The sequence below is a fragment of the Amycolatopsis sp. H20-H5 genome (assembly GCF_035828755.1).
In the GTDB taxonomy this organism is placed as follows: domain Bacteria; phylum Actinomycetota; class Actinomycetes; order Mycobacteriales; family Pseudonocardiaceae; genus Amycolatopsis.
This window is the reverse complement of the sequence record NZ_JAYMZS010000114.1, coordinates 1-18,088: the sequence shown is the minus strand read 5'-3', so window position 1 is coordinate 18,088 and position 18,088 is coordinate 1. Positions and strand designations below refer to the sequence as shown.

At 70.7% G+C, this 18,088-nt stretch carries 19 protein-coding genes and 1 pseudogene; 13 read left to right on the top strand and 7 right to left on the bottom strand.

Annotated features, from left to right (window positions below):
- Window positions 1–88: 88 nt before the first annotated feature.
- From QMK34_RS38305 to QMK34_RS38295, 3 genes are read right to left on the bottom strand one after another with little or no spacing between them, the layout of a single operon-like run.
- The gene (locus QMK34_RS38305; RefSeq protein WP_326419682.1) at window positions 89–1,039 is read right to left on the bottom strand and encodes an LLM class F420-dependent oxidoreductase; all 951 of its coding nucleotides are present in this window, start codon (window positions 1,037–1,039) and stop codon (window positions 89–91) included.
- Complete coding sequence (locus QMK34_RS38300; protein ID WP_326419680.1) at window positions 1,036–3,147, bottom strand: S9 family peptidase; 2,112 nt, start codon at window positions 3,145–3,147, stop codon at window positions 1,036–1,038. Before QMK34_RS38300 ends, QMK34_RS38305 begins: the two co-directional genes overlap by 4 nt.
- Before the next feature lie 21 nt (window positions 3,148–3,168).
- Window positions 3,169–4,029 carry a PPK2 family polyphosphate kinase gene (locus tag QMK34_RS38295; protein WP_326419679.1) on the bottom strand — a complete coding sequence of 287 codons (861 nt, stop codon included), beginning with the start codon at window positions 4,027–4,029 and terminating at the stop codon, window positions 3,169–3,171.
- Between the two features lie 190 nt (window positions 4,030–4,219).
- On the opposite strand from QMK34_RS38295, the gene rocD reads away from it, so the two are divergent.
- The 3 genes from rocD to QMK34_RS38280 all read left to right on the top strand — a co-directional run bounded on the left by rocD (window position 4,220) and on the right by QMK34_RS38280 (window position 7,814).
- Window positions 4,220–5,455, top strand: a complete 1,236-nt coding sequence (gene rocD, locus QMK34_RS38290; RefSeq protein ID WP_326419678.1) for an ornithine--oxo-acid transaminase — start codon at window positions 4,220–4,222, stop codon at window positions 5,453–5,455.
- A gap of 31 nt (window positions 5,456–5,486) precedes the next feature.
- Window positions 5,487–6,845, top strand: coding sequence for a DUF2252 domain-containing protein (locus QMK34_RS38285; RefSeq protein ID WP_326419677.1), 1,359 nt, complete (start codon window positions 5,487–5,489; stop codon window positions 6,843–6,845).
- A gap of 117 nt (window positions 6,846–6,962) precedes the next feature.
- Window positions 6,963–7,814 (top strand): SGNH/GDSL hydrolase family protein, encoded by an 852-nt coding sequence (locus QMK34_RS38280; protein WP_326419676.1) that lies wholly within the window; start codon window positions 6,963–6,965, stop codon window positions 7,812–7,814.
- A gap of 697 nt (window positions 7,815–8,511) precedes the next feature.
- On the opposite strand, the pseudogene QMK34_RS38275 reads toward QMK34_RS38280, so the two are convergent.
- The 3 genes and pseudogenes from QMK34_RS38275 to QMK34_RS38265 form a co-directional block, all read right to left on the bottom strand.
- Window positions 8,512–9,544 (bottom strand): annotated as a pseudogene (locus QMK34_RS38275) (IS630 family transposase).
- Window positions 9,545–9,708: 164 nt separating this feature from the next.
- On the bottom strand, window positions 9,709–10,926 hold the full coding sequence (locus QMK34_RS38270) for an HNH endonuclease signature motif containing protein (protein WP_326419675.1): 1,218 nt from the start codon (window positions 10,924–10,926) through the stop codon (window positions 9,709–9,711).
- A 180-nt stretch (window positions 10,927–11,106) separates the two neighbouring features.
- Window positions 11,107–11,988, bottom strand: a complete 882-nt coding sequence (locus tag QMK34_RS38265) for an FAD-dependent oxidoreductase (RefSeq protein ID WP_326419674.1) — start codon at window positions 11,986–11,988, stop codon at window positions 11,107–11,109.
- A gap of 92 nt (window positions 11,989–12,080) precedes the next feature.
- Between QMK34_RS38265 and QMK34_RS38260 the strand changes: the two genes are divergently transcribed.
- A complete protein-coding gene (locus QMK34_RS38260) occupies window positions 12,081–12,686 on the top strand; it encodes a phosphatase PAP2 family protein (RefSeq protein WP_326419673.1) in 606 nt (201 codons plus the stop codon).
- On the opposite strand, the gene zapE is transcribed toward QMK34_RS38260, so the two are convergent.
- Entirely contained in the window at window positions 12,622–13,674 is a 1,053-nt protein-coding gene (gene zapE, locus QMK34_RS38255; protein ID WP_326419672.1) for a cell division protein ZapE, read from the bottom strand. The two genes, QMK34_RS38260 and zapE, sit on opposite strands and share 65 nt — an antisense overlap.
- Before the next feature lie 101 nt (window positions 13,675–13,775).
- Here zapE and QMK34_RS38250 point away from each other — a divergent pair, with 101 nt between their 5' ends.
- The 9 genes from QMK34_RS38250 to QMK34_RS38210 all read left to right on the top strand — a co-directional run bounded on the left by QMK34_RS38250 (window position 13,776) and on the right by QMK34_RS38210 (window position 18,044).
- Entirely contained in the window at window positions 13,776–14,534 is a 759-nt protein-coding gene (locus QMK34_RS38250) for a pyrimidine reductase family protein (RefSeq protein ID WP_326419671.1), read from the top strand.
- Window positions 14,534–15,160, top strand: a complete 627-nt coding sequence (locus tag QMK34_RS38245; protein WP_326419670.1) for an RNA polymerase sigma factor — start codon at window positions 14,534–14,536, stop codon at window positions 15,158–15,160. Before QMK34_RS38250 ends, QMK34_RS38245 begins: the two co-directional genes overlap by 1 nt.
- Window positions 15,157–15,639: a hypothetical protein gene (locus QMK34_RS38240; RefSeq protein ID WP_326419669.1), complete on the top strand. Its 483-nt coding sequence runs from the start codon at window positions 15,157–15,159 to the stop codon at window positions 15,637–15,639. The genes QMK34_RS38245 and QMK34_RS38240 overlap by 4 nt, the downstream gene beginning before the upstream one ends.
- Window positions 15,640–15,769: 130 nt before the next feature.
- A complete protein-coding gene (locus QMK34_RS38235) occupies window positions 15,770–16,231 on the top strand; it encodes an Asp23/Gls24 family envelope stress response protein (RefSeq protein WP_326419668.1) in 462 nt (153 codons plus the stop codon).
- The gene (locus tag QMK34_RS38230) at window positions 16,228–16,575 is read left to right on the top strand and encodes a hypothetical protein (protein ID WP_326419667.1); all 348 of its coding nucleotides are present in this window, start codon (window positions 16,228–16,230) and stop codon (window positions 16,573–16,575) included. Before QMK34_RS38235 ends, QMK34_RS38230 begins: the two co-directional genes overlap by 4 nt.
- A gap of 1 nt (window position 16,576) precedes the next feature.
- Window positions 16,577–16,894 carry a hypothetical protein gene (locus tag QMK34_RS38225; protein WP_326419666.1) on the top strand — a complete coding sequence of 106 codons (318 nt, stop codon included), beginning with the start codon at window positions 16,577–16,579 and terminating at the stop codon, window positions 16,892–16,894.
- A gap of 34 nt (window positions 16,895–16,928) precedes the next feature.
- A complete protein-coding gene (locus tag QMK34_RS38220; RefSeq protein ID WP_326419665.1) occupies window positions 16,929–17,105 on the top strand; it encodes a hypothetical protein in 177 nt (58 codons plus the stop codon).
- Window positions 17,102–17,470 carry an Asp23/Gls24 family envelope stress response protein gene (locus tag QMK34_RS38215; RefSeq protein WP_326419664.1) on the top strand — a complete coding sequence of 123 codons (369 nt, stop codon included), beginning with the start codon at window positions 17,102–17,104 and terminating at the stop codon, window positions 17,468–17,470. Before QMK34_RS38220 ends, QMK34_RS38215 begins: the two co-directional genes overlap by 4 nt.
- 37 nt (window positions 17,471–17,507) lie before the next feature.
- Window positions 17,508–18,044 (top strand): DUF6286 domain-containing protein, encoded by a 537-nt coding sequence (locus QMK34_RS38210; RefSeq protein ID WP_326419663.1) that lies wholly within the window; start codon window positions 17,508–17,510, stop codon window positions 18,042–18,044.
- Window positions 18,045–18,088 lie beyond the last annotated feature (44 nt).

Here is an 18,088-nt window from a genome sequence, read left to right as displayed (position 1 = left end):
GCCCCCAGAACCGACCCTGAAGGCCACCTTCACGGCGTTTTACGCGGTGAAGGTGGCCTTCAGGGGCAGTCGAGGGGTGGCGTGCGGGTCAGCGAGGGGCGAGGCCGCGGACCTGCTCGAAGGGGTCACCGCCGGTGGGCAGCAGGGCGATGATCGGCGTGGTCAGCCCGTTGTCCACATAGGACTGGACCCGCTCGCGGCAGTAGTCGATGCCGCCGTGCACGATCAGGTCGTCGACGACCTCGTCCGGGATCACCTGATTGGCCTTCTGGCGCTCGCCGGCGGCCCACGCCTCGTGCATCGGCGCGAGCGCGTCACCGCGGCCGAGCCACTCGTGGAACTTCGCGTACACCGGGACCGTGAGGTAGCTCGAGATCAGCATCCGGCCGAGCCCGCGCGCGGCTTCGGCGTCCTCGGTGGGACAGACGAAGATCCGGGCCGCCAGTTCGACGTCCGGGCCGATCTCGGCACGGACCTTGGGGACGTCCTTGGGCGCCAGCCAGTTGGTGATCGCGCCGTCGGCCTCCTTCGCCGCCAGCTTCAGCATGCCGGGACGCAGCGCGGCCAGCATGATCGACGGCGGCGGGTCGACCGGCCGTTCCAGGCGGAACTTGCTCACCGAGAACGTCTCGTAGGTCTCGGTGACCTTCTCCCCCGCCAGCGCCGCCCGCAGGAACCGCAGCGTGTCCCGCGACCGCGCGAACGGCTTGGCGAACTCGGCGGCGTTCCACTTCTCGACGATCACCGGCGAGGACGCGCCGATGCCGAGCACGAACCGGCCCGGTGCCAGCTCGGCCACCGTCGCCGCGCTCATCGCCAGCAGGCCGGGCCCACGGGTGTACACCGGCACGATCGCGGTGCCGAGGCGCAGCCGCGGAGCCCACTGCGACGCGAGCACGAGCGGGGTGAACGCGTCGACCCCGGCCGTCTCTGCCGACCAGGCGTCGGTGTAGCCCAGGTCGGGCAGCTGCTCGACGAGCTCCTTGTGGGCCGCGAGCGGCACCCCGGTCAGCGGGATGGTGATGCCCCACCGGTTCATGCGTTCTCCTTTTCCGCGGCGGCACTCGTAAGCTCCCGCACGATCCAGTCGATCTGCGTGCACATCAGGTTTTCCGCGACCTCTTCGGCCTGCGGGGTCAGGTGGGTCGCCCCGGCCAGCGGCAGGAAGACGTGCGAGCGGCCCTTCGCCAGCAGCGCCGAGGACAGCCGCAGCGAGTGCGCGACGAACACGTTGTCGTCGGCGAGGCCGTGGATGAGCAGCAGCGCGCGGCTGAGCTCGCCGGCGTCGGCGATCAGCGAATTGTGTTCGTACGCCTTGGGTTCGTCCTGCGGCTTGCCGAGGTAACGCTCGGTGTAGTGCGTGTCGTAGAGCGCCCAGTCGGTGACCGGCGCGCCCGCGACACCCGCGTGGAACACGTCCGGGCGGCGCAGCACGGCGAGCGCGGACAGGTAGCCGCCGTAGGACCACCCGCGGATCGCCACCCGGTCCAGGTCCAGTTCGGGATGCGTCGCCGCGGCGGCGTGCAGGGCGTCGACCTGGTCCGCCAGTGTGACGTCGGCGAGGTCGCCGGCGATCTCCTTCTCCCAGCCCGCTCCCCGGCCCGGCGTGCCGCGGCCGTCGGCGACAAGTACCGCGAAACCCTGGTCCGCCAGCCACTGCGAGGTCAGGAAGGCGTTGCGGCTCTGCAGAACGCGCTGGGCGTGCGGGCCGCCGTACGGATCGAGCAGCACGGGCAGCTTGCCCTCGTTCTCCTCGTACCCGGTCGGCAGCAGCAACGCCGCGCGCAGGCCGCGCTCACCCAGCGTCAGCCAGGTCAGGTTCGGCACGACCTCGGGATCGACCGCGTACGAGACGATCCCGGCGACCCGCTCACCGTCGGCCAGCACAGCGACCACCGGGCCGCTGCGCTCGAGGTTCCACGAGGAGAGCACGGTCACCGCCGCGCTCCCGGCGCCGAGGTGCACACCTTCCTCAGTGGACAGACGACGGACGCCGCCGCCTTCGGTGCGGTAGACGTGGATCTGCGTCGGATCGGCCTCCGAACCACTGAACAGCACCTCGGAACCGACGTCCAGCACCGCGCGGACCTGCAGGCCCGGCGGGGTGACGGTGGTGCCGTCGACGACGAGCCGGTGGTCGCCGTCGGCCGCGCTCTCCCGCACGAGCCGCCCGTCGGTGGTCCACGCGGGCACGCCCTGGGTGACCTCGACCCACTGCGGGTCGGTCTCGGTGTGCAGCGTGGAGACCGAGCCGTCCGCGGTGTCGACGGCCTGGATCTCGACGCGGCGCTGGTCGCGCGACTGCACCGCCAGCAGCGGCTTGCCCGCGGCCGACCAGTGCACCGCGACGAGGTACTCCCAGTCGCCCTTCGCCACGTCGACCCGGCCGCCGTCGAGGCCGAGGATCGCCAGCGTGACGTCGACGTTGTCCGAGCCGGCGGCCGGGTACGCGACGGTGTTGACGGGGTGGCGCGGGTTGGCCGGGTCAGCGATGGTCCAGCGCGGCACCGCGCCGGAGTCGGACCGCTCGACGAGCACGGCCCGCCCGTCCGGGGACCACCAGTAGCCGCGGGTGCGGTCCAGTTCCTCCCCGGCGATGAACTCCGCGAGGCCCCAGGCGATGTTCGCGCCATCCTCGCCGATCAGCACCCTGTCCTCGCCGGTGGCCAGCTCGATCACGCGCAGCCGCTGGTCACGGACGTAGGCGACGTGCTTGCCGTCGGGGCTGGGGCGCGGGTCGATCACCGAGCCGTCGACCAGCACGGCGATCTCGCCGCTGGCCAGGTCCAAGGTGTAGAGCTTGCCCGACAGGGTGAACGCCGCGACCCGGAAACCGTCGTCGACCGCGTACCCGACCACCCCGCCGCCGGTCTCGCGGCTGCGTTCGCGCCGTGCGCGCTCCTCCGGCGGCAGCTCCTCCTCGCCGGGCAGCAGGTCGGCGGCGTCGACGAGCTTCGACTCCTCGCCGGAGGCGACGTCGAGCGACCACAGGCTGTGCCGGGCGTCCGTGCCGGACCCGGCCCGCAGGAAGAGCACCCGCGTGCCGTCCGGGCTGACCCGGAACTGCTTCGGCACACCCAGGGTGAAGCGCTGGGTGCGGGCTTGCCTGCGGAGGAACGGGAGGGCGTCGAGAACGTTGTCGGTCACGCCCCGCACTCTTTCAGAAGGTCACTCCGGTACGCCAACACCCTTCAGCTTCGCGAGCTCGGCTTCGACGTCGAAGTCCGGCTCGGGGAATTTCGGGTCCAGCTCGGTGAGCGTCTCGATGAGCAGCTCGGCGACCGCCCAGTTGCGATACCACTTGCGGTCCGCGGGCACGACGTACCAGGGCGCGATGTCGGTCGACGTCCGGCGCAGGACGTCCGCGTACGCCTTCTGGTAGGCAGTCCAGTGCGAGCGGGCTTCAAGGTCGCCGGGGTTGTATTTCCAGTACTTCGCCGGGGTGACCAGCCGGGCCTTGAGCCGCTCCAGCTGCTCCTCGGGCGAGATGTGCAGGAACACCTTCACCACGGTGGTGCCCGCGTCGGCGAGCTCCTTCTCGAAGGCGTTGATCTCGGCGTAGCGGCGACGCCGCTCGTCGGCGGTGAGCAGGCCGTTCACCCGCGGGACCAGGATGTCCTCGTAGTGCGAGCGGTCGAACACGCCGATCTGCCCGGCGACCGGAAGCTGTTTGCGGATCCGCCAGAGGTAGGGGTGGCGCCGCTCGGCGGGGGTCGGCGCCTTGAACCCGGCGTAGTGCACGCCCATCGGGTTCACCAGGCCCAGCACGTGCCGGACAGTGCCGCCCTTGCCGGAGGTGTCCATCCCCTGCAGGACCAGGAGCACGCTGCGGCCGCCACCACCGATGCCCTCCGCGTACAGGGCCTCCTGGAGCGCTTCGAGCCGCTCACCCGCGGTGTCGAGTTTCTTGGCGCCCTTGTCCTTCTTGCTCGGGCCGACGGGGGACTCGCCGGGGTCGGGCAGGGTGGCGTCCCCGGCCGCCCGCAGTGCCTCCCGGACCTTGCTGCTCGGACCATCCTGTTTAGCCATCCAGCGACCATAACCAGCACCGGAGCCGAAGCGCCGGATTGGGAACCACCCAGGCGAGTGGTCCACATCGGCCCCCGCCCATCGATTTTGCAACGTTCCGCTACCGAATTCCCCCCAGCGCGCAAAGAACAGCCCCCATAAGCAACGTTTCCCGGCTGAACTCTCCGCCGTGAGCATCTAACCTGAACGTATGACGACGCTCGCCGGACAGCACACCGCCCCCAGCTCCTCTGCTGACTTCATCGCGCTGGACGAGCAGTGGAGCACGCACAACTACCACCCGCTGCCGGTCGTGATCGCCGAAGGCGAAGGCGCCTCGGTCACCGACGTCGACGGCAAGACCTACCTCGACTTCCTCTCCGGGTATTCGGCGCTCAACTTCGGGCACCGCCACCCCGCCCTGATCGCGGCCGCGACCGAGCAGCTGGGGCGCGTCACGCTGACCTCGCGCGCGTTCCACCACGACCAGCTGGGCCTGTTCTGCCGCGAACTCGCGGAGCTGACCGGCACCGAGATGGTGCTGCCGATGAACTCGGGCGCCGAGGCCGTCGAGTCCGCCGTCAAGCTCGCCCGCAAGTGGGCCTACCAGGTCAAGGGCGTGCCGGACGGCCGCGCGGAGATCATCGTCGCCGGGGCCAACTTCCACGGCCGGACGACCACCATCGTGTCGTTCTCCACCGACGAGACCGCCCGCGCGGACTTCGGCCCGTTCACCCCCGGGTTCGTCACCGTGAAGTACGGCGACGCCGCCGCGCTGCGCGACGCGATCACCGACCACACCGCGGCCGTGCTGCTGGAGCCGGTCCAAGGCGAAGCGGGCGTCGTCGTCCCCCCGGCGGGCTACTTCGCCGAGGTCAGGAGCCTGTGCGACGAGCACGGCGTGCTGCTGGTCGCCGACGAGATCCAGTCCGGTCTCGCCCGCACGGGCACCGTGCTGGCGCTGGACCACGAAGGCGTCCGCGCGGACGTCTACACCCTGGGCAAGGCGCTCGGCGGCGGCATCATGCCGGTGTCGGCTGTCGTCGGCAGCCGGGCGGTGCTGGGTGTGCTGAAGCCCGGCGAGCACGGCTCGACCTTCGGCGGCAACCCGCTGGCCTGCGCGGTCGGCCGCGCGGTGATCAAGCTGCTGGCCACCGGCGAGTTCCAGCAGCGGTCCGCCGAACTCGGCGCCCACCTGCACGAACGTCTCAACGCACTGGTCGGCGGCGGGCTCGCCGAGGTCCGCGGGCGCGGCCTGTGGGCCGGGATCGACATCGCGCCGGGCGGGCCGACCGGGCGCGAGGCGTCCCAGTCGCTGGCCGCGGCGGGGGTGCTCTGCAAGGAGACGCACGACCACACCCTGAGGATCGCGCCGCCGCTGGTCATCACCCAGGCGGAACTGGACCGCGGGATCGACGCCATCGAGCAGGCGATTCGTCCCGCGTGAACCATTTCGCCCGTTCCGTCGTTGCCTGGACATGGGAGACACGGGGTGGGTGGAACGGCCGCTGCTGGACACGGGCGCGACGAGCCCGGAGGACTGGTACGCCCGGGGCCAGGCGCTGCGCGAGCGCAGCCCGTCGAAGGCGCACGACCACGAGGCCGCCGGGGCGGGCAGGCCGGACGCGGTGGCGTACTTCGACCAGAGCAACACCGGGCGGCTGCCGGAGCTGATCGAACTGCGGCGGGAGCGGATGCTCTCGTCGCCGTTCAGCTTCTTCCGCGGCGCCGCCGGGCTGATGGCGGCCGACCTGGCGGGCTCGCCGGTGTCCGGGCTGGACGCTCAGCTCTGCGGGGACGCGCACGCGGCGAACTTCGGGCTCTACGGCACGCCCGAGGGCCGGATCGTGATGGACATCAACGACTTCGACGAGACCGTGCCCGGCCCGTGGGAGTGGGATCTCAAGCGGCTCGCGGCGAGCCTGGTGCTGGCGGGGCGCGAGGGCGGGGTCGGCGAGTCCGGTTGCCGTGAGGCGGCCGAGGACGCGGTGAAGTCGTACCGGCGGACCATCCGCGAGCTGGCGGAGCTGCCGTTCCTGCGGTCGTGGAACGCGCTGCCGGACGAGTCGGTGCTGAGCGAGGCGCGCGCCGACGAGCTGATCGACGACTTCGCCGACGCGGCGGACAAGGCGCGCAAGAACACCAGCGCCAAGGTCGCCGCGAAGTGGACGGAGCACCTCGACGACCACGAGACCGGCCTGCGGCGGCACCGCTTCGTCGAGGATCCGCCGGTGCTCACTCATGTCAGCGACGAGACGGCGTCGGCGGTCTTCGACGGGCTGGTGTCCTATGTGGACACCCTGCGCTCGTCGCGGCGGGCGCTGATCTCGCGGTACCGCGTGTCGGACGTGGCGTTCCGGGTGGTGGGCACCGGCAGCGTCGGCCTGCGCAGCTACGTCGTCCTGCTGCACGGGAATTCCGAGGAGGACCTGGTGCTGCAGGTCAAGCAGGCCCAGCCGGCCGCGCTGGCACGGCACCTGAAACTGCCCGAGCCCGCGCACGAGGGCCGCCGGATCGTCGAGGGCGCCCGGCTGGTGCAGGCCGAGACCGACATCCTGCTGGGCTGGACCACGATCGACGGGCGGCCCTACATCGTGCGGCAGTTCCGCAACCTCAAAGGCGACATCGACCCCGCCTCGCTGAAGAAGGACCACCTCGACGACTACGGCAGGCTCGCGGGCGCGTTGCTGGCCAGGGCGCACACGCGCTCGCTGCACCCACGGCTGCTCGCCGGGTACTTCGACGACGACGAACACCTGGACGAGGCCGTCGGCGGCTTCGCCGTCCGCTACGCCGACCGGACCGAAGCCGATCACCAGGTCCTCGCCAACGGCTGACCTCGGCCGTGCCGCGCGGTGACAAAGGGTTGCCGAACGGGGCGGGGTGAGTTACTTTCGAGCCTGCCTACTCGTCGGTAGGCAGCGTCCGCATCATGTCTCTCAACGAGGAGTTTCATGCGTCGCCCCCTCTCCAAGCTCACCTTGTGCGCTGTCGCCGGCCTGCTCGCCTCAGCGGCCTTCGCCGGACCAGCGGCCGCGGCCAGCTACTCGTCCTATGTCGCTCTCGGCGACTCGTACAGCTCAGGTTCGCTCATCCCGGACCAGGTCGACCTCCTGTGCACCCGCTCGGACCACAACTACCCCTCGCTCGTCGCCGCGGCGATCAAGACCGGCAAGGTCACCGACGTGACCTGCGGGGGCGCCGTCGCCAAGGACATGACCGGCAACCAGTTCCTCGTGGTGCCGCCGCAGTTCGACGCACTGAAGCCCACGACGAGCCTGGTGACCATCGGCATCGGCGGCAATGACATCCCGTTCGTCGAGGTGATCGGGACCTGCGGCCTGCTCGGCCTGGCCGTGCCGCACGGCTCGCCGTGCCGGGACCACTACACCGCGGGCGGCACCGACCAGCTCGCCGCGAAGGTGCGTGCGGTCGGGCCGAAGGTGGACGCCGTGCTCAAGGGCATCGCGCAGCGCTCCCCCGCCGCGAAGGTGGTCCTCGTCGGCTATCCGGCGATCCTGCCCGACAACGGCGGCAACTGCTGGCGGCTCGTCCCGATCTCCGACGGCGACGCGCCCTACCTGCGCGACACCACCAAACTGCTGAACGAGGTTCTCGCCGAGCAGGCCGCCGCGAACGGCGTCACCTTCGTCGACACCTACACCTCCAGCGTCGGGCACGACCTCTGCCAGGAACCGGGCACGAAGTGGGTCGAAGGACTCCTGCCGACTTCCCCAGCGGCGCCGGTGCACCCGAACGCGCTGGGCGCGAAGAACCAGGCCGCCCAGGTCGTGGCCGCACTCTGACCGCCGCTCCCGGTCGGTCCGCTGTGGACGGACCGTCCGGGAGCGTTTCGTTGCGGCGCCGTCGATCCACTTCAGCGGCGGGACCCGGCCGAAGCTCGGCAAGCGGATCTCCGAGCAGCGTGTCGCCGGGCTTGGTGCCGAGCCTGAACCTTGAAAGCCTTTCCCAGGAAGAAAACAGCTGCGCGCCAAGCGCAGGTGACGGTTTCGCCGTCGGAGGCCCACGGGGTGGCGTGGTCGATGCCGCAGAAGTGGGATGGTCGGTGGCAGCCGTTGGTGCGGCATTCCCGGACTCGTAAGCGCATGAAGGCCTCGAAGTCTGCTGGGAGCCGGTAACTGCCTCGGCCGACGCTGAGCAGTTGCCCGTTGTCGGCGTCGGCGACTCCTGACACGGTCTGGCGGCCGACTTCTTTGAGGATCCGCTCCCACGTCAGGTCGCCCGACCACGACTATACCGGTTGTAGCCCGGCGGTATGTCCGGCCACGACAAGGCACACCGGGTCCGCCAGAACACCCCCGTTGATCAACCCACCCGGCAGCAACGCTTCCAGCCGAACCCACTCCTCAGCGGCCAGATCAAGCGCACGACGGTCTACCGCGCGGCATCACCTCGTCCCGACTTTCCGTTTCCAGTACAGGAAGGGGAAAACGTGACGCGCTGGCGTTGGAAGGAGGTCGCTCCAGCTAGTTCCCTTCCTTGTTAGGGCTGGAAGTCTTGTCCGTAATTGTCGGGTAGCCAGGGTGAGGTCCAGGGGGCGGTGGTGGTGAGCATCTGGTCGGGTGTGTGGTCGCGAAAAAAGGTATGGGCTTGGCGGACTCGGTCGGCCATGGTTGTTGGTGCGGTGTTGGCGATGCGTTGTTGAGTACGGCCCAGGTTCGTTCGACGGGGTTGTCCTGGGGGCTGTATTTGGCGCCTTCGATGACCTGCGGGCGTGGGTGGGCTTCGGGCCAGTGTTGGGTGATGCCGCTGTGGTGGGTGGTGCCGTTGTCGCAGAGCACGGCTATGACTGGTGCGTCGGGGTAGGCGGTGAGTAGTTGTTCGAGGAAGTAGCAGAACACGACCGAGACGTTTTTCACCGATACGTGGTAGTGCCAGGCGCCGGTGACGAGGTTGACCGCGCCGTGCAGGGTGCGGCGTTTGTTCGAGCCGGGGGTGAGTACGTGGTAGCGCTGGCCGATGGGTTGCCAGCAGGCCCGGATTCTGGCGAGCAGGTCGAGGTGGGTTTCGTCTTCGGCGAGTACGACCGAGCCGGTGGGCAGCGCGGCGATGCGGGCGCGGATGTCTGTGCAGGTGGTGTCTTGGTCAGGGTCGCCCTTGGCGATCAGGCGGGGCCTGCGCCAGGTGGCTTCCTCGCGGATGCGCCGGTACATGGTGCGCGGGCTCATCGCGGGCGCCCGGTCGCTCGCCAGATTCTGGCGGTGGTCCAGGCTTTCGGGGTGCCCAGCAGGGTGCGGATCCGTTGTCCCAGACGTGGGCTGCCCAGCCGTGGGCGTCCGCTGCGGGGCCGGTCGGGAAGCCCGGTCAGGCCTTCCCGGGCGTGGCGGTCGATCCATCGGCGCACGGTGGCGGGGTTGTAGTGCAGCAGGTCCGCGACTTCGCTGGCGGTCATCCCGGTCGCGGACAGCAGAATCATGACGGCACGGGTCGTGATCCGCCAGTGACCATGCAGGGCCGTGATTATCTCGTGGCACTGTGCGGGAGTCAGGTTGGCGTAGATGTGCGCCGGGCGCATCCTTGTTGAGGCCTCGTCAGGTCGGTCCAGGTGTGGTAACCGGATCCAACCTGACGAGACTCTTCACGTTCCACAGGACTCGCACGAGTTACAGACACAACTTCTGGCAACATGCTTAGTTCCTTTCCTTGTTAGGGCTGGAATTTTTTGACTGTCCGTTGTGGTCAGAACGGCGGGGCGTCGTCGGTGGGTTGGGTTCGGGGTTCGTGGAAGGCGGGTGGCGGGCTGATGTGTTTGCGACCGGACGGGGTGGTGATGGTCAAGGTGCCGTCGGGGGCGGTGGTGTAGTTCCAGCCAGGTTCTTCCTTGACCAGGTTGTGGCTCAAGCATTCGCCGGTGAGGTTGGTGTCGGAGGTTTCGCCGTCCGAGGCCCACGGGGTCGTGTGGTCGACATCGCAGAAGTGGGACGGTCGGTGGCAGCCGTTGGTGCGGCACTCCCGGTCGCGGACGCGGATGAACGCGTCGAGGTCGGCTGGGGGCCGGTATTTGTCACGGCCGACACTCAACAGTTGCCCGTTGTCGGGATCGGTGATCAACCGGTTCCAGGTGGACTTGGGTTCGGTCGCGATCTGCCGGGCGAGCCAGGCGGGGATCGCGCCGTAGCCAGCGAGTTCGGCGGGTTCTTCGTTCAACCCGACCAACGTCAACAGGTCGACATACACATGAATATCGGCTTTGACGGAGGAGTCGCCGTCGCGTGCGGCGAGCAGCCGGTCTGCGAAGACATCGGCGCGTAACTGTTCGAGAGTGCGGGTCTTGTCGGCGCGGCGCAAGGCTCGGGCGGCGCGGTCAACCGAGGTGTAGATAGCGCTGGCCTGCTCAACGGGCAGGTCTGCGGTCAAGGTGGCCATGGTCTCGTCTTGGTGAATGAGTGCGATGTGTCGTTCGCGTCTTCGTGCCTGGGCTCTGTCTTTATAGCCGTCAGGATCGAGTTTCTGGATGACCCGGTTGACGGCGGCGCGGATCGAACTCGGGTCCTTGCCTGCGAGCCGGGTGGCCATGACTTCATCGACCTGCCGGGCAAGATCGTCGGACAGGATCAACGTCGGGTCAACCACTTTGGATGCTTTGTACAGATCGATGTCACCCCGCTTCAACGCGGCGAGGGTGTGGGGAAGTCTGGTGGTGAGGGCGATGGCGCGGGTGATGTCGGCGGCGGCGTGATGCTGGGAGATGGACCGTTCGAGTGCGATCTCAGCGGTGACGGACCGCCGGGAACCACCACGTTCGACGATCCGAGCGACCACAGTGACGCGTTTCCCTTGCAGCTGCGCGATAGCGGTGTCGATGTCGTTGAGTTCGGCGAGGTCATCAAAGACAAGAGGAGGAGTGGTCATAGGTCCATAATATCCGAAAACAGCCAAACAAGTGTTCGAGATCACCGCCCTATCGGGTGAAATCCACCAAAAGTCCACAAAGGACAAAGTGACCAGAAACCCAACAGCACCAGGGGAACCCGCTGCGTGGGGGATCAGCGCTGCCAACACCAACGGCACCCGACCACAGGAGCGCTGATCCCCCACGCCACGGCGAAGCCGCCGCTTGAAACCCAAGACACCAAACTAACTCCCAGCCAAAGCGGCCACTTCATCAGCACACCCCCAGGAAAGGGTGATCCCGGCGCCGCCGTGGCCGTAACAGTGGACGACATCACCAACACGATCGAGCCGGACCTGCGGCCGGTGCGGCCGCAGGCCGACCTTCGTCCCCAGCACCCGGGCACCGGCCAGTGCCGGGACCAATGCGCGGCAGCGCGCCACGATGTCCGCGGCCACCGCGGCGTCCGGTTCAACCCCGATGCGCCCTTCCTCCTCGGTCCCGCCGCAGACGACGTGCCTGCCGTGCGGGATCACGTAGGTCACCGCGGAGTCCGTTTCGTGCACCACCCATTCGGTGAGCCCGGGGTCCGCGAGGTGGACGACCTGGCCACCGACCGGGACGACCGAGTCGTCACCGGCGAGCGCTCCCCCGCCGAGCCCGGCCGCGTTGACCACCAGTTCGGCGTCCACCTCGCCCAGCGACGACAGAGTGCGGTACTCGGTGCGGACGCCCAGCGCGGCCACCCGTCCGGCCAGCCACGCGAGATACACCGGCGTGTCGACCAGCGCGGTGGTGAACTCCAGCGCGGGCCCCGACACGACGACGTCCTCCATCGCGGCCGCCCAGGCGGGCTCCGGCGTCTGCTCGGGCAGCACGAGCCGTCCCCGCACCATGCGGACGCCGGGCGCGCCGAGCCGCCGGAACTGCGCGACCCCGGCCACGGTCCAGCGCGCCACGCGGTCGGCGGGCTGCGTGCCCGGCGGGTAGATCAGCCCGCCCGCGATCGCCGAGGTCGAGTCCTCCGGCTTGCCCGCGGCGACGACGCCGACCTCGTGGCCCGCCTCCGCGAGCCGGTGCGCGCAGCTCAGCCCGACGATCCCGCCGCCGACGACCGTGATCCGCATGAACGTCCTCCTCGTTTCCGGTGACCGTGCCCCCTCCAGGGTGGCCGAGAACGTGGCGGCGGGCCACGAACCACCGTTGTAGGCTCGGCACCGTGCATCGACCGACAGCCGTGCTCGCGGCGGGCTGCGCGGTCGCGACGGCCGTGCTCGGCGTCGTCTTCGCGGGCGAGCACTCCCCCAGCACCCTCGACGCCGCCGTCGCCGACGCGGTGCACCAGCGGCTCGGGGCGCACACCGGGGTCCTGCGAGCGCTGGACCTGCCCACCGAGCCGTACGTGCTGATCCCGGTGCTCGCGCTGGTCGCGCTTGCCTGCCTGCTGACGCGCCGACGCGCCGACGCCCTGCTCACGGTCGCCGCGCCGTCGGTGGCCGTGGCGGTCAACACCTGGCTACTCAAACCGCTGTTCGGCCGGTACACCGAGCTCGGGCTTGCCTATCCCAGCGGGCACACGGTCAGCCTGGTCTCGACGCTGGCCGTGCTGGTGGTGCTGGCCAGGCCGGGCGCGCAGCGGGTGTCGAGCGCGGTGCTCGCCGCGGTGGCGCTGCTCTGCGCCACGATCGGCATGGTCGGGCTCGGCTACCACTACTTCACCGACATCGTCGGCGGCACCCTGTTCGCGGTGGCGGTGGTGCTCAGCTTCCGGCTGGTTCTGCGGCCGGTCGCACCGAGTCCCGCGCCAGCGCGGTCAGCCTGCTGACCGCGCGCAGGTACTTCTTGCGGTAGCCGCCGCTCACCATCTCCTCGGTGAACAACGAGGTCAGCGGCTCACCCGAGACCACCACCGGGATGGCCCGGTCGTAGAGCCGGTCGGCGAAAGCGACCAGCCGCAGGCCGACGGTCTGGTCCGGCGCGGGCCGGACATCGCGCAGGTGCACCCGCGTGACGCCGTCGAGCAGGCGGCCGTAGCGCGACGGGTGCAGGCTCGCCAGGTGGTCGCACAGCGCGCCGAAATCGTCCACTGTGGCCCCCTCGTGCGCGGCGGCGGAGGCCTCGAGCTCCTCGGCGCTCACCGGCGGCGGCGCGTCGGGCAGGCCGCGGTGACGGTAGTCGGGCCCGTCGACGCGCACCACGGCGAACCGCTGTGACAGCGACTGGATCTCCCGCAGGAAGTCCTCGGCCGCGAACCGGCCCTCGCCCAGCTTGTCCGGCAGCGTGTTCGACGTCGCCGCGACGAACACGCCCGCCTCGGTGAGCTCGCGCAGCAACCGGCCGACCAGCATCGTGTCGCCGGGGTCGTCGAGCTCGAACTCGTCGATCGCCAGCAGCCGGTGCTCGGACAGCCGCCGCACCGCCTCGGGGAAGCCGAGCGCGCCGACCAGGTGCGTCAGCTCGACGAAGGTGCCGTACGCCTTGGGCGAGGGCCCCGCGTGCCAGGTCGAAGCCAGCAGGTGGGTCTTGCCGACGCCGAACCCGCCGTCGAGATAGAGCCCCATCGGCCCGGCGGGCACGGAATCGCCGCCGAACAAGGCCCGCAACCTCGACTTCGGTTTCTTCGCGGCGCGTTCGCCCACACGTTCGGCAAAGGCCGCGCAGCCGTCGACCGCGGCGGCCTGGCTGGGTTCTTCGGGGTTGGGCACGTAGGTGGAGAAGCGGACCGCGTCGAACCGCGGCGGCGGCACCAACGCGGTGACCAGCTCATCGGCGCCGATCTCGGGGCGGCGGTCGGTCAGGTGCGCAGCGGGCATGGGTCCAGAGGGTATCCGGGCCGCCACGGCGGTCCTGACCTCCCCGATCCACGGCTATCCCCCGGTCGGGCACGCCTTTCCCGGCGTGTTGGGATAGGTCCGTGCAGAGCCTGTGGCCAACACCACCTTCGAGCGCCGGCCCGGTTTCGGACGGCGACCTCGAACGGATCTACGCCTACCCCGGCGACCTCGACCGGGCCTGGGTGCAGGTCAACTTCGTCGCGTCGGCGGACGGCGCGATGTCGCTGGACGACCTGTCCGAGGGCCTGTCCCATCCCGCGGACAAACGGATCTTCCTGCTGGGGCGCGATCTCGCGGACGTGATACTGGTGGGCGCGGGCACCGCGCGCGCCGAGGGCTACGGCGGCGTGCGGACCTCCGGCGCCCGCGCCGAACGCCGTGCGCGCCTCGGCCTCTCCGCGACGCCGCCGATCGCCGTCGTCACCCGCTCCGCGCAGCTGGACCCGGCGGGCCCGCTGTTCACCGACACGAAGGCCCCGGCGCTGATCATCACCACCGAAGACGCGCCGGCGGAACGGAAGGCGGCGCTGGCCGAGGCGGGCGCCGAGCTCGTCATCGCCGGACGCGACCAGGTGGACCTGCCCGGCGCGCTCGCCCAGCTGGCCGCGCGCGGGCTGCGCCGGGTCGACTGCGAGGGCGGGCCCAGCCTGTTCGCCGACCTGATCGCGGCGGACCTGGTGGACCAGCTGTGCCTGACCGTCGGGCCGCTGCTGGCCGGCGCCGGGGCCGGCCGGATCGCGCACGGGACGGCGTCGGCGGCGCCCCGGCGGCTGGACCTGGCCTCGATCCTGCTCGAAGACAGCTTCACCATGCTGCGTTATCGCCGGAGCAGTGGCTGATGGACGACGCCCCGGACCCCACAGCCCGCGCCACCGCGTCGAGAGACGCGGCCGCGCGGGACGGCAAGCTGCTCGCCCGCGCCGCGGGGGGCGACCACAGCGCCTTCGACGCGCTCGTCCGCCAGCACACGCCGAAGATGTACCGCGTCGCGCTGCGCATCACCGGCAGCGCCGCCGAGGCCGAGGACGTCGTGCAGGAGGCCTGGCTCTCGTCGTGGCGGGCGCTGGCCGGGTTCCGGCACGAGTCAGCGGTCTCGACCTGGCTCTACCGGGTGGTCACGAACGGCGCGCTCGCCCACGTGCGGCGGCGGCGGCCCACGGTGTCGCTGGACGACGTCCGGCCCGGTGGCGAGGAGTACGGCCGGTCGCCGCTCGACGGTGCCCTGCTCGCGGCCGCGCAGGCGAGCCCGGAGGGCCAGGTGGTGCGCGCCGAACAGGTCGACGCCGTGCTGCGGGCGATCGCCGGGCTCGAGGTGTCGCAACGGGTTCCACTCGTGCTGCGTGAGCTGGAAGGACTGAGCTACGAGGAGGTCGCCGAGGTGCTCGAGGTGAGCGTGCCCGCCTTGCGGTCACGGCTGCACCGGGCCAGGGTGGCGCTGCTCGCCAAACTCAGGGAGCAGCGATGAGCACGAGCGACGATCCCCTCGCCGATCCAGTCTCCGATTCCCTCGCCGATTCCCTCGCCGATCCACTGGCCGATCCCAGATGGGAACAGGTCCGCGCCGCGGCACGGGTCCGGGTGCCGACCCCGCCGGGACTGGTCGGGCGCGTGCTGCGCTCGGTCGGCGGGATCCGGGGACGGCTCACCACGCGGCCGCTGGAGCTCCCGTTCGAGGGAGGCAGCCTGACCGTCACCGAACGGGTGGTCGCCGTCCTCGCCCGCAAGCTCGCCAAGGAGTTCGCCTTGGCGGCCGGCGGGGTGCACGTCTCGGCCGTCGCGATGGAGTCCGGCGCGCTCGAGGTGCTGGTCACGGTCCGTTTCGGCGTTTCGGCGGGCGCGGCGGCCGACGCTCTGAGGCGGCAGCTGACGGCCGCGCTGGCCGACCAGCTCGGGGCGCCGCCGCCGCCCGTGAGCGTCCACGTGGTCGACGTCCACCCGCGGTGAGACTCACCCGAACGGGGGACCCTGCGTGAGATGGGGCGGGGCACGGGCATCTACGAGACAGTGAGACGGTACGAAGCACCCGCGCGCCAATCCCGGCGTCGCGGTGACCGGCGGACAAGGAGCGAGCTTCATGGCGCACCCCAGCGCGGACAGGACCGAGAGCCCCACGCCGACCAGAACGAGCGCGGTGTCCGAGCTCAACGTGGACGGCAGTGCGGGCAGGACCACGATCGCCTCGGTGGTCGTCCAGAAGGTGGCGGGCATCGCGACCCGCGAGGTCTCCGGGGTGTTCGCGCTCGGCGGCGGCGTCTCCCGCGCGTTCGGCGCGCTCAAGGAGCGCATCCCAGGCTCCGGCACGGTCACCACTTCAGGGGTCTCGGTCGAGGTCGGCGAGAAGCAGGTCGCGGTCGACCTCGACGTCGTCGTCGAGTACGGCGCGCGCATCGTCGACGTCGCACGATCGGTCCGCCGCAACGTGATCACCGCGGTCGAGCAGATCACCGGACTGCAGGTGATCGAGGTCAACATCGCGGTCAACGACATCCACCTGCCCGACGAGGACGGCGAGCCCGGGACCTCGCGCGTCGAATGAGCGCCCCGGCCGGACCGGCGCAGGCGGACACGATCGCCGCCGCCGTCCTCGCTCACCCGTCCGTGGCCAGGCTCGACGGCGGCGCGCTCGGCGTCGTCGCCACCCATCTGCCGGGACACCGGGTGGTGGGCGTGCGCCAGCCGGACGAGGATGGGGCCGTGGAGCTCTCGGTCGTGCTCACCCTGGGCCAGCCGCTGCCCGAGGTGACCGCCCAGCTGCGGTCCGTCGTCCGGGCGATCGCGGGTGACGTCCGGGTGGACGTGACCGTGACCGACATCGTGGCCCCGGGCAGCCCCGAAGACACAGAAGAAACTGCAGTCGCCGTGGAGGCGGGAAGCGGGTGACGTGAGCGCGGGAGACAGCGCGAGCGACGACGCGGAAGGCGGCACCTCGCGTGCGGCCTTCCGTGCTTTCGTGCGCGGTCACCATCCCGACGTCGGCGGCGACCCGGACGAGTTCATGGCCGGGCTCGCCGAGTTCCGCAGGCTCGGCGTCATCGGGGATGCCGCTGCCAGAGAGGTGGCCAGGGAGATGGCCGAGGACTCAGGCAGCTACGCCGACCACCGCTACGACGCCCCGGTGAGCTTCGTCGTGAACCCCAAGGGCGTCGCCAGGGTGCGGGAGTGGCGGCGGCGGCGCCGCCGTCCCCCGCGCGTCCGTTAGCCCGTTGTTCCGCCAGCCGAACCAGGAGACCACGTTGACCGCAACGCAGACCGGGATCATCTCGGGGCTCATCCTCGGCCTCGCCGCCACGCAGGGCTTCACCGCTTTCCTGATCACCCTGGTGCTGGGGGTGATCGGCCTCGTCGTCGGCCGGGTGCTCGACGGCAAGCTCGACGTCGGCGAGCTGTTCGGCAAGGGCAGGGACCAATGACCGAGCCCGGCCCGGAACTCGCCGAAGCCGGGGAGCGCGGCACGCTGAGCATCGCCCACACGGTGGTGCGCAAGGTCGCGCAGCACGCGGCCGACCAGGTCCCCGGCACGGTGCTGGCCGAGCGGAAGGTCGCCGGGCTGGGCATCGGGAGCCAGGGCGCGAGCGTGAAGGTGGGCGGCGACGACAACGACGTCGACCTGGCGCTCGACGTCGCGCTGCGGTACCCGGCGCCGGTACGGGCGGTGGTCGGGCAGGTGCGGACGGGCGTCACCGAGGAGGTCGAGCGGCTCACCTCCTACCAGGTGCGCTCGCTCGCGGTCACCGTGTCGGCGCTGCTGCCGGACGTCCGGCCGCGGGTGCGCTGAGCACCCGCGCCGAGAACAGAAGAAGAAGGTAACCAGAGTGCGTGTATTCGTCCGTCTGCTCTCCGTGCTGCTGGCGCTCGCCGTGGCCGGGGCCGGGGTGCTGCTCGCGATCGAGGTCGGCTGGCACTGGTGGCGGCCCGCTTCGGGGCCGTTGCTGGTGCCGTGGCCGTCCTGGCGGGCGACGCTGGGCGCAGTGGGCTGGGACTCGTTCGCCGTCCGGCTGGTCGCCGCGGTCGCCGCGGTCGCCGGGCTGGTGCTGATGCTGCTGGCCCTGTCGGCGAGCCGTCGCACGGTGCGGCTGCACGACCCCGCGACCGAGGTCAGCTTCACCACCACTCCGCGTTCGCTGGCCCGCCTGGTCGGGATCGCGGTGCGGGCGCAGGACAACGTGCGCAGCGCGTCGGTCACCGCCAGCGCCAAGCGGGTGCGGGTGCGGGCGACCAGCAGGCGGGAGACCGAGGCCGAGCTGCGGCCGCGGCTGCTGGAAACCGTGTCCGCCCTGCTCGACGACGTGCCGCTGGCGCGCAAGCCCAAGGTGTCCGTGGTCGTCGACTCGCCCCAGGACCGCAAATGAGCCGCCGCGGGACCGTCTCGGCCAGGGCGCTCGCCCGGTCGTAC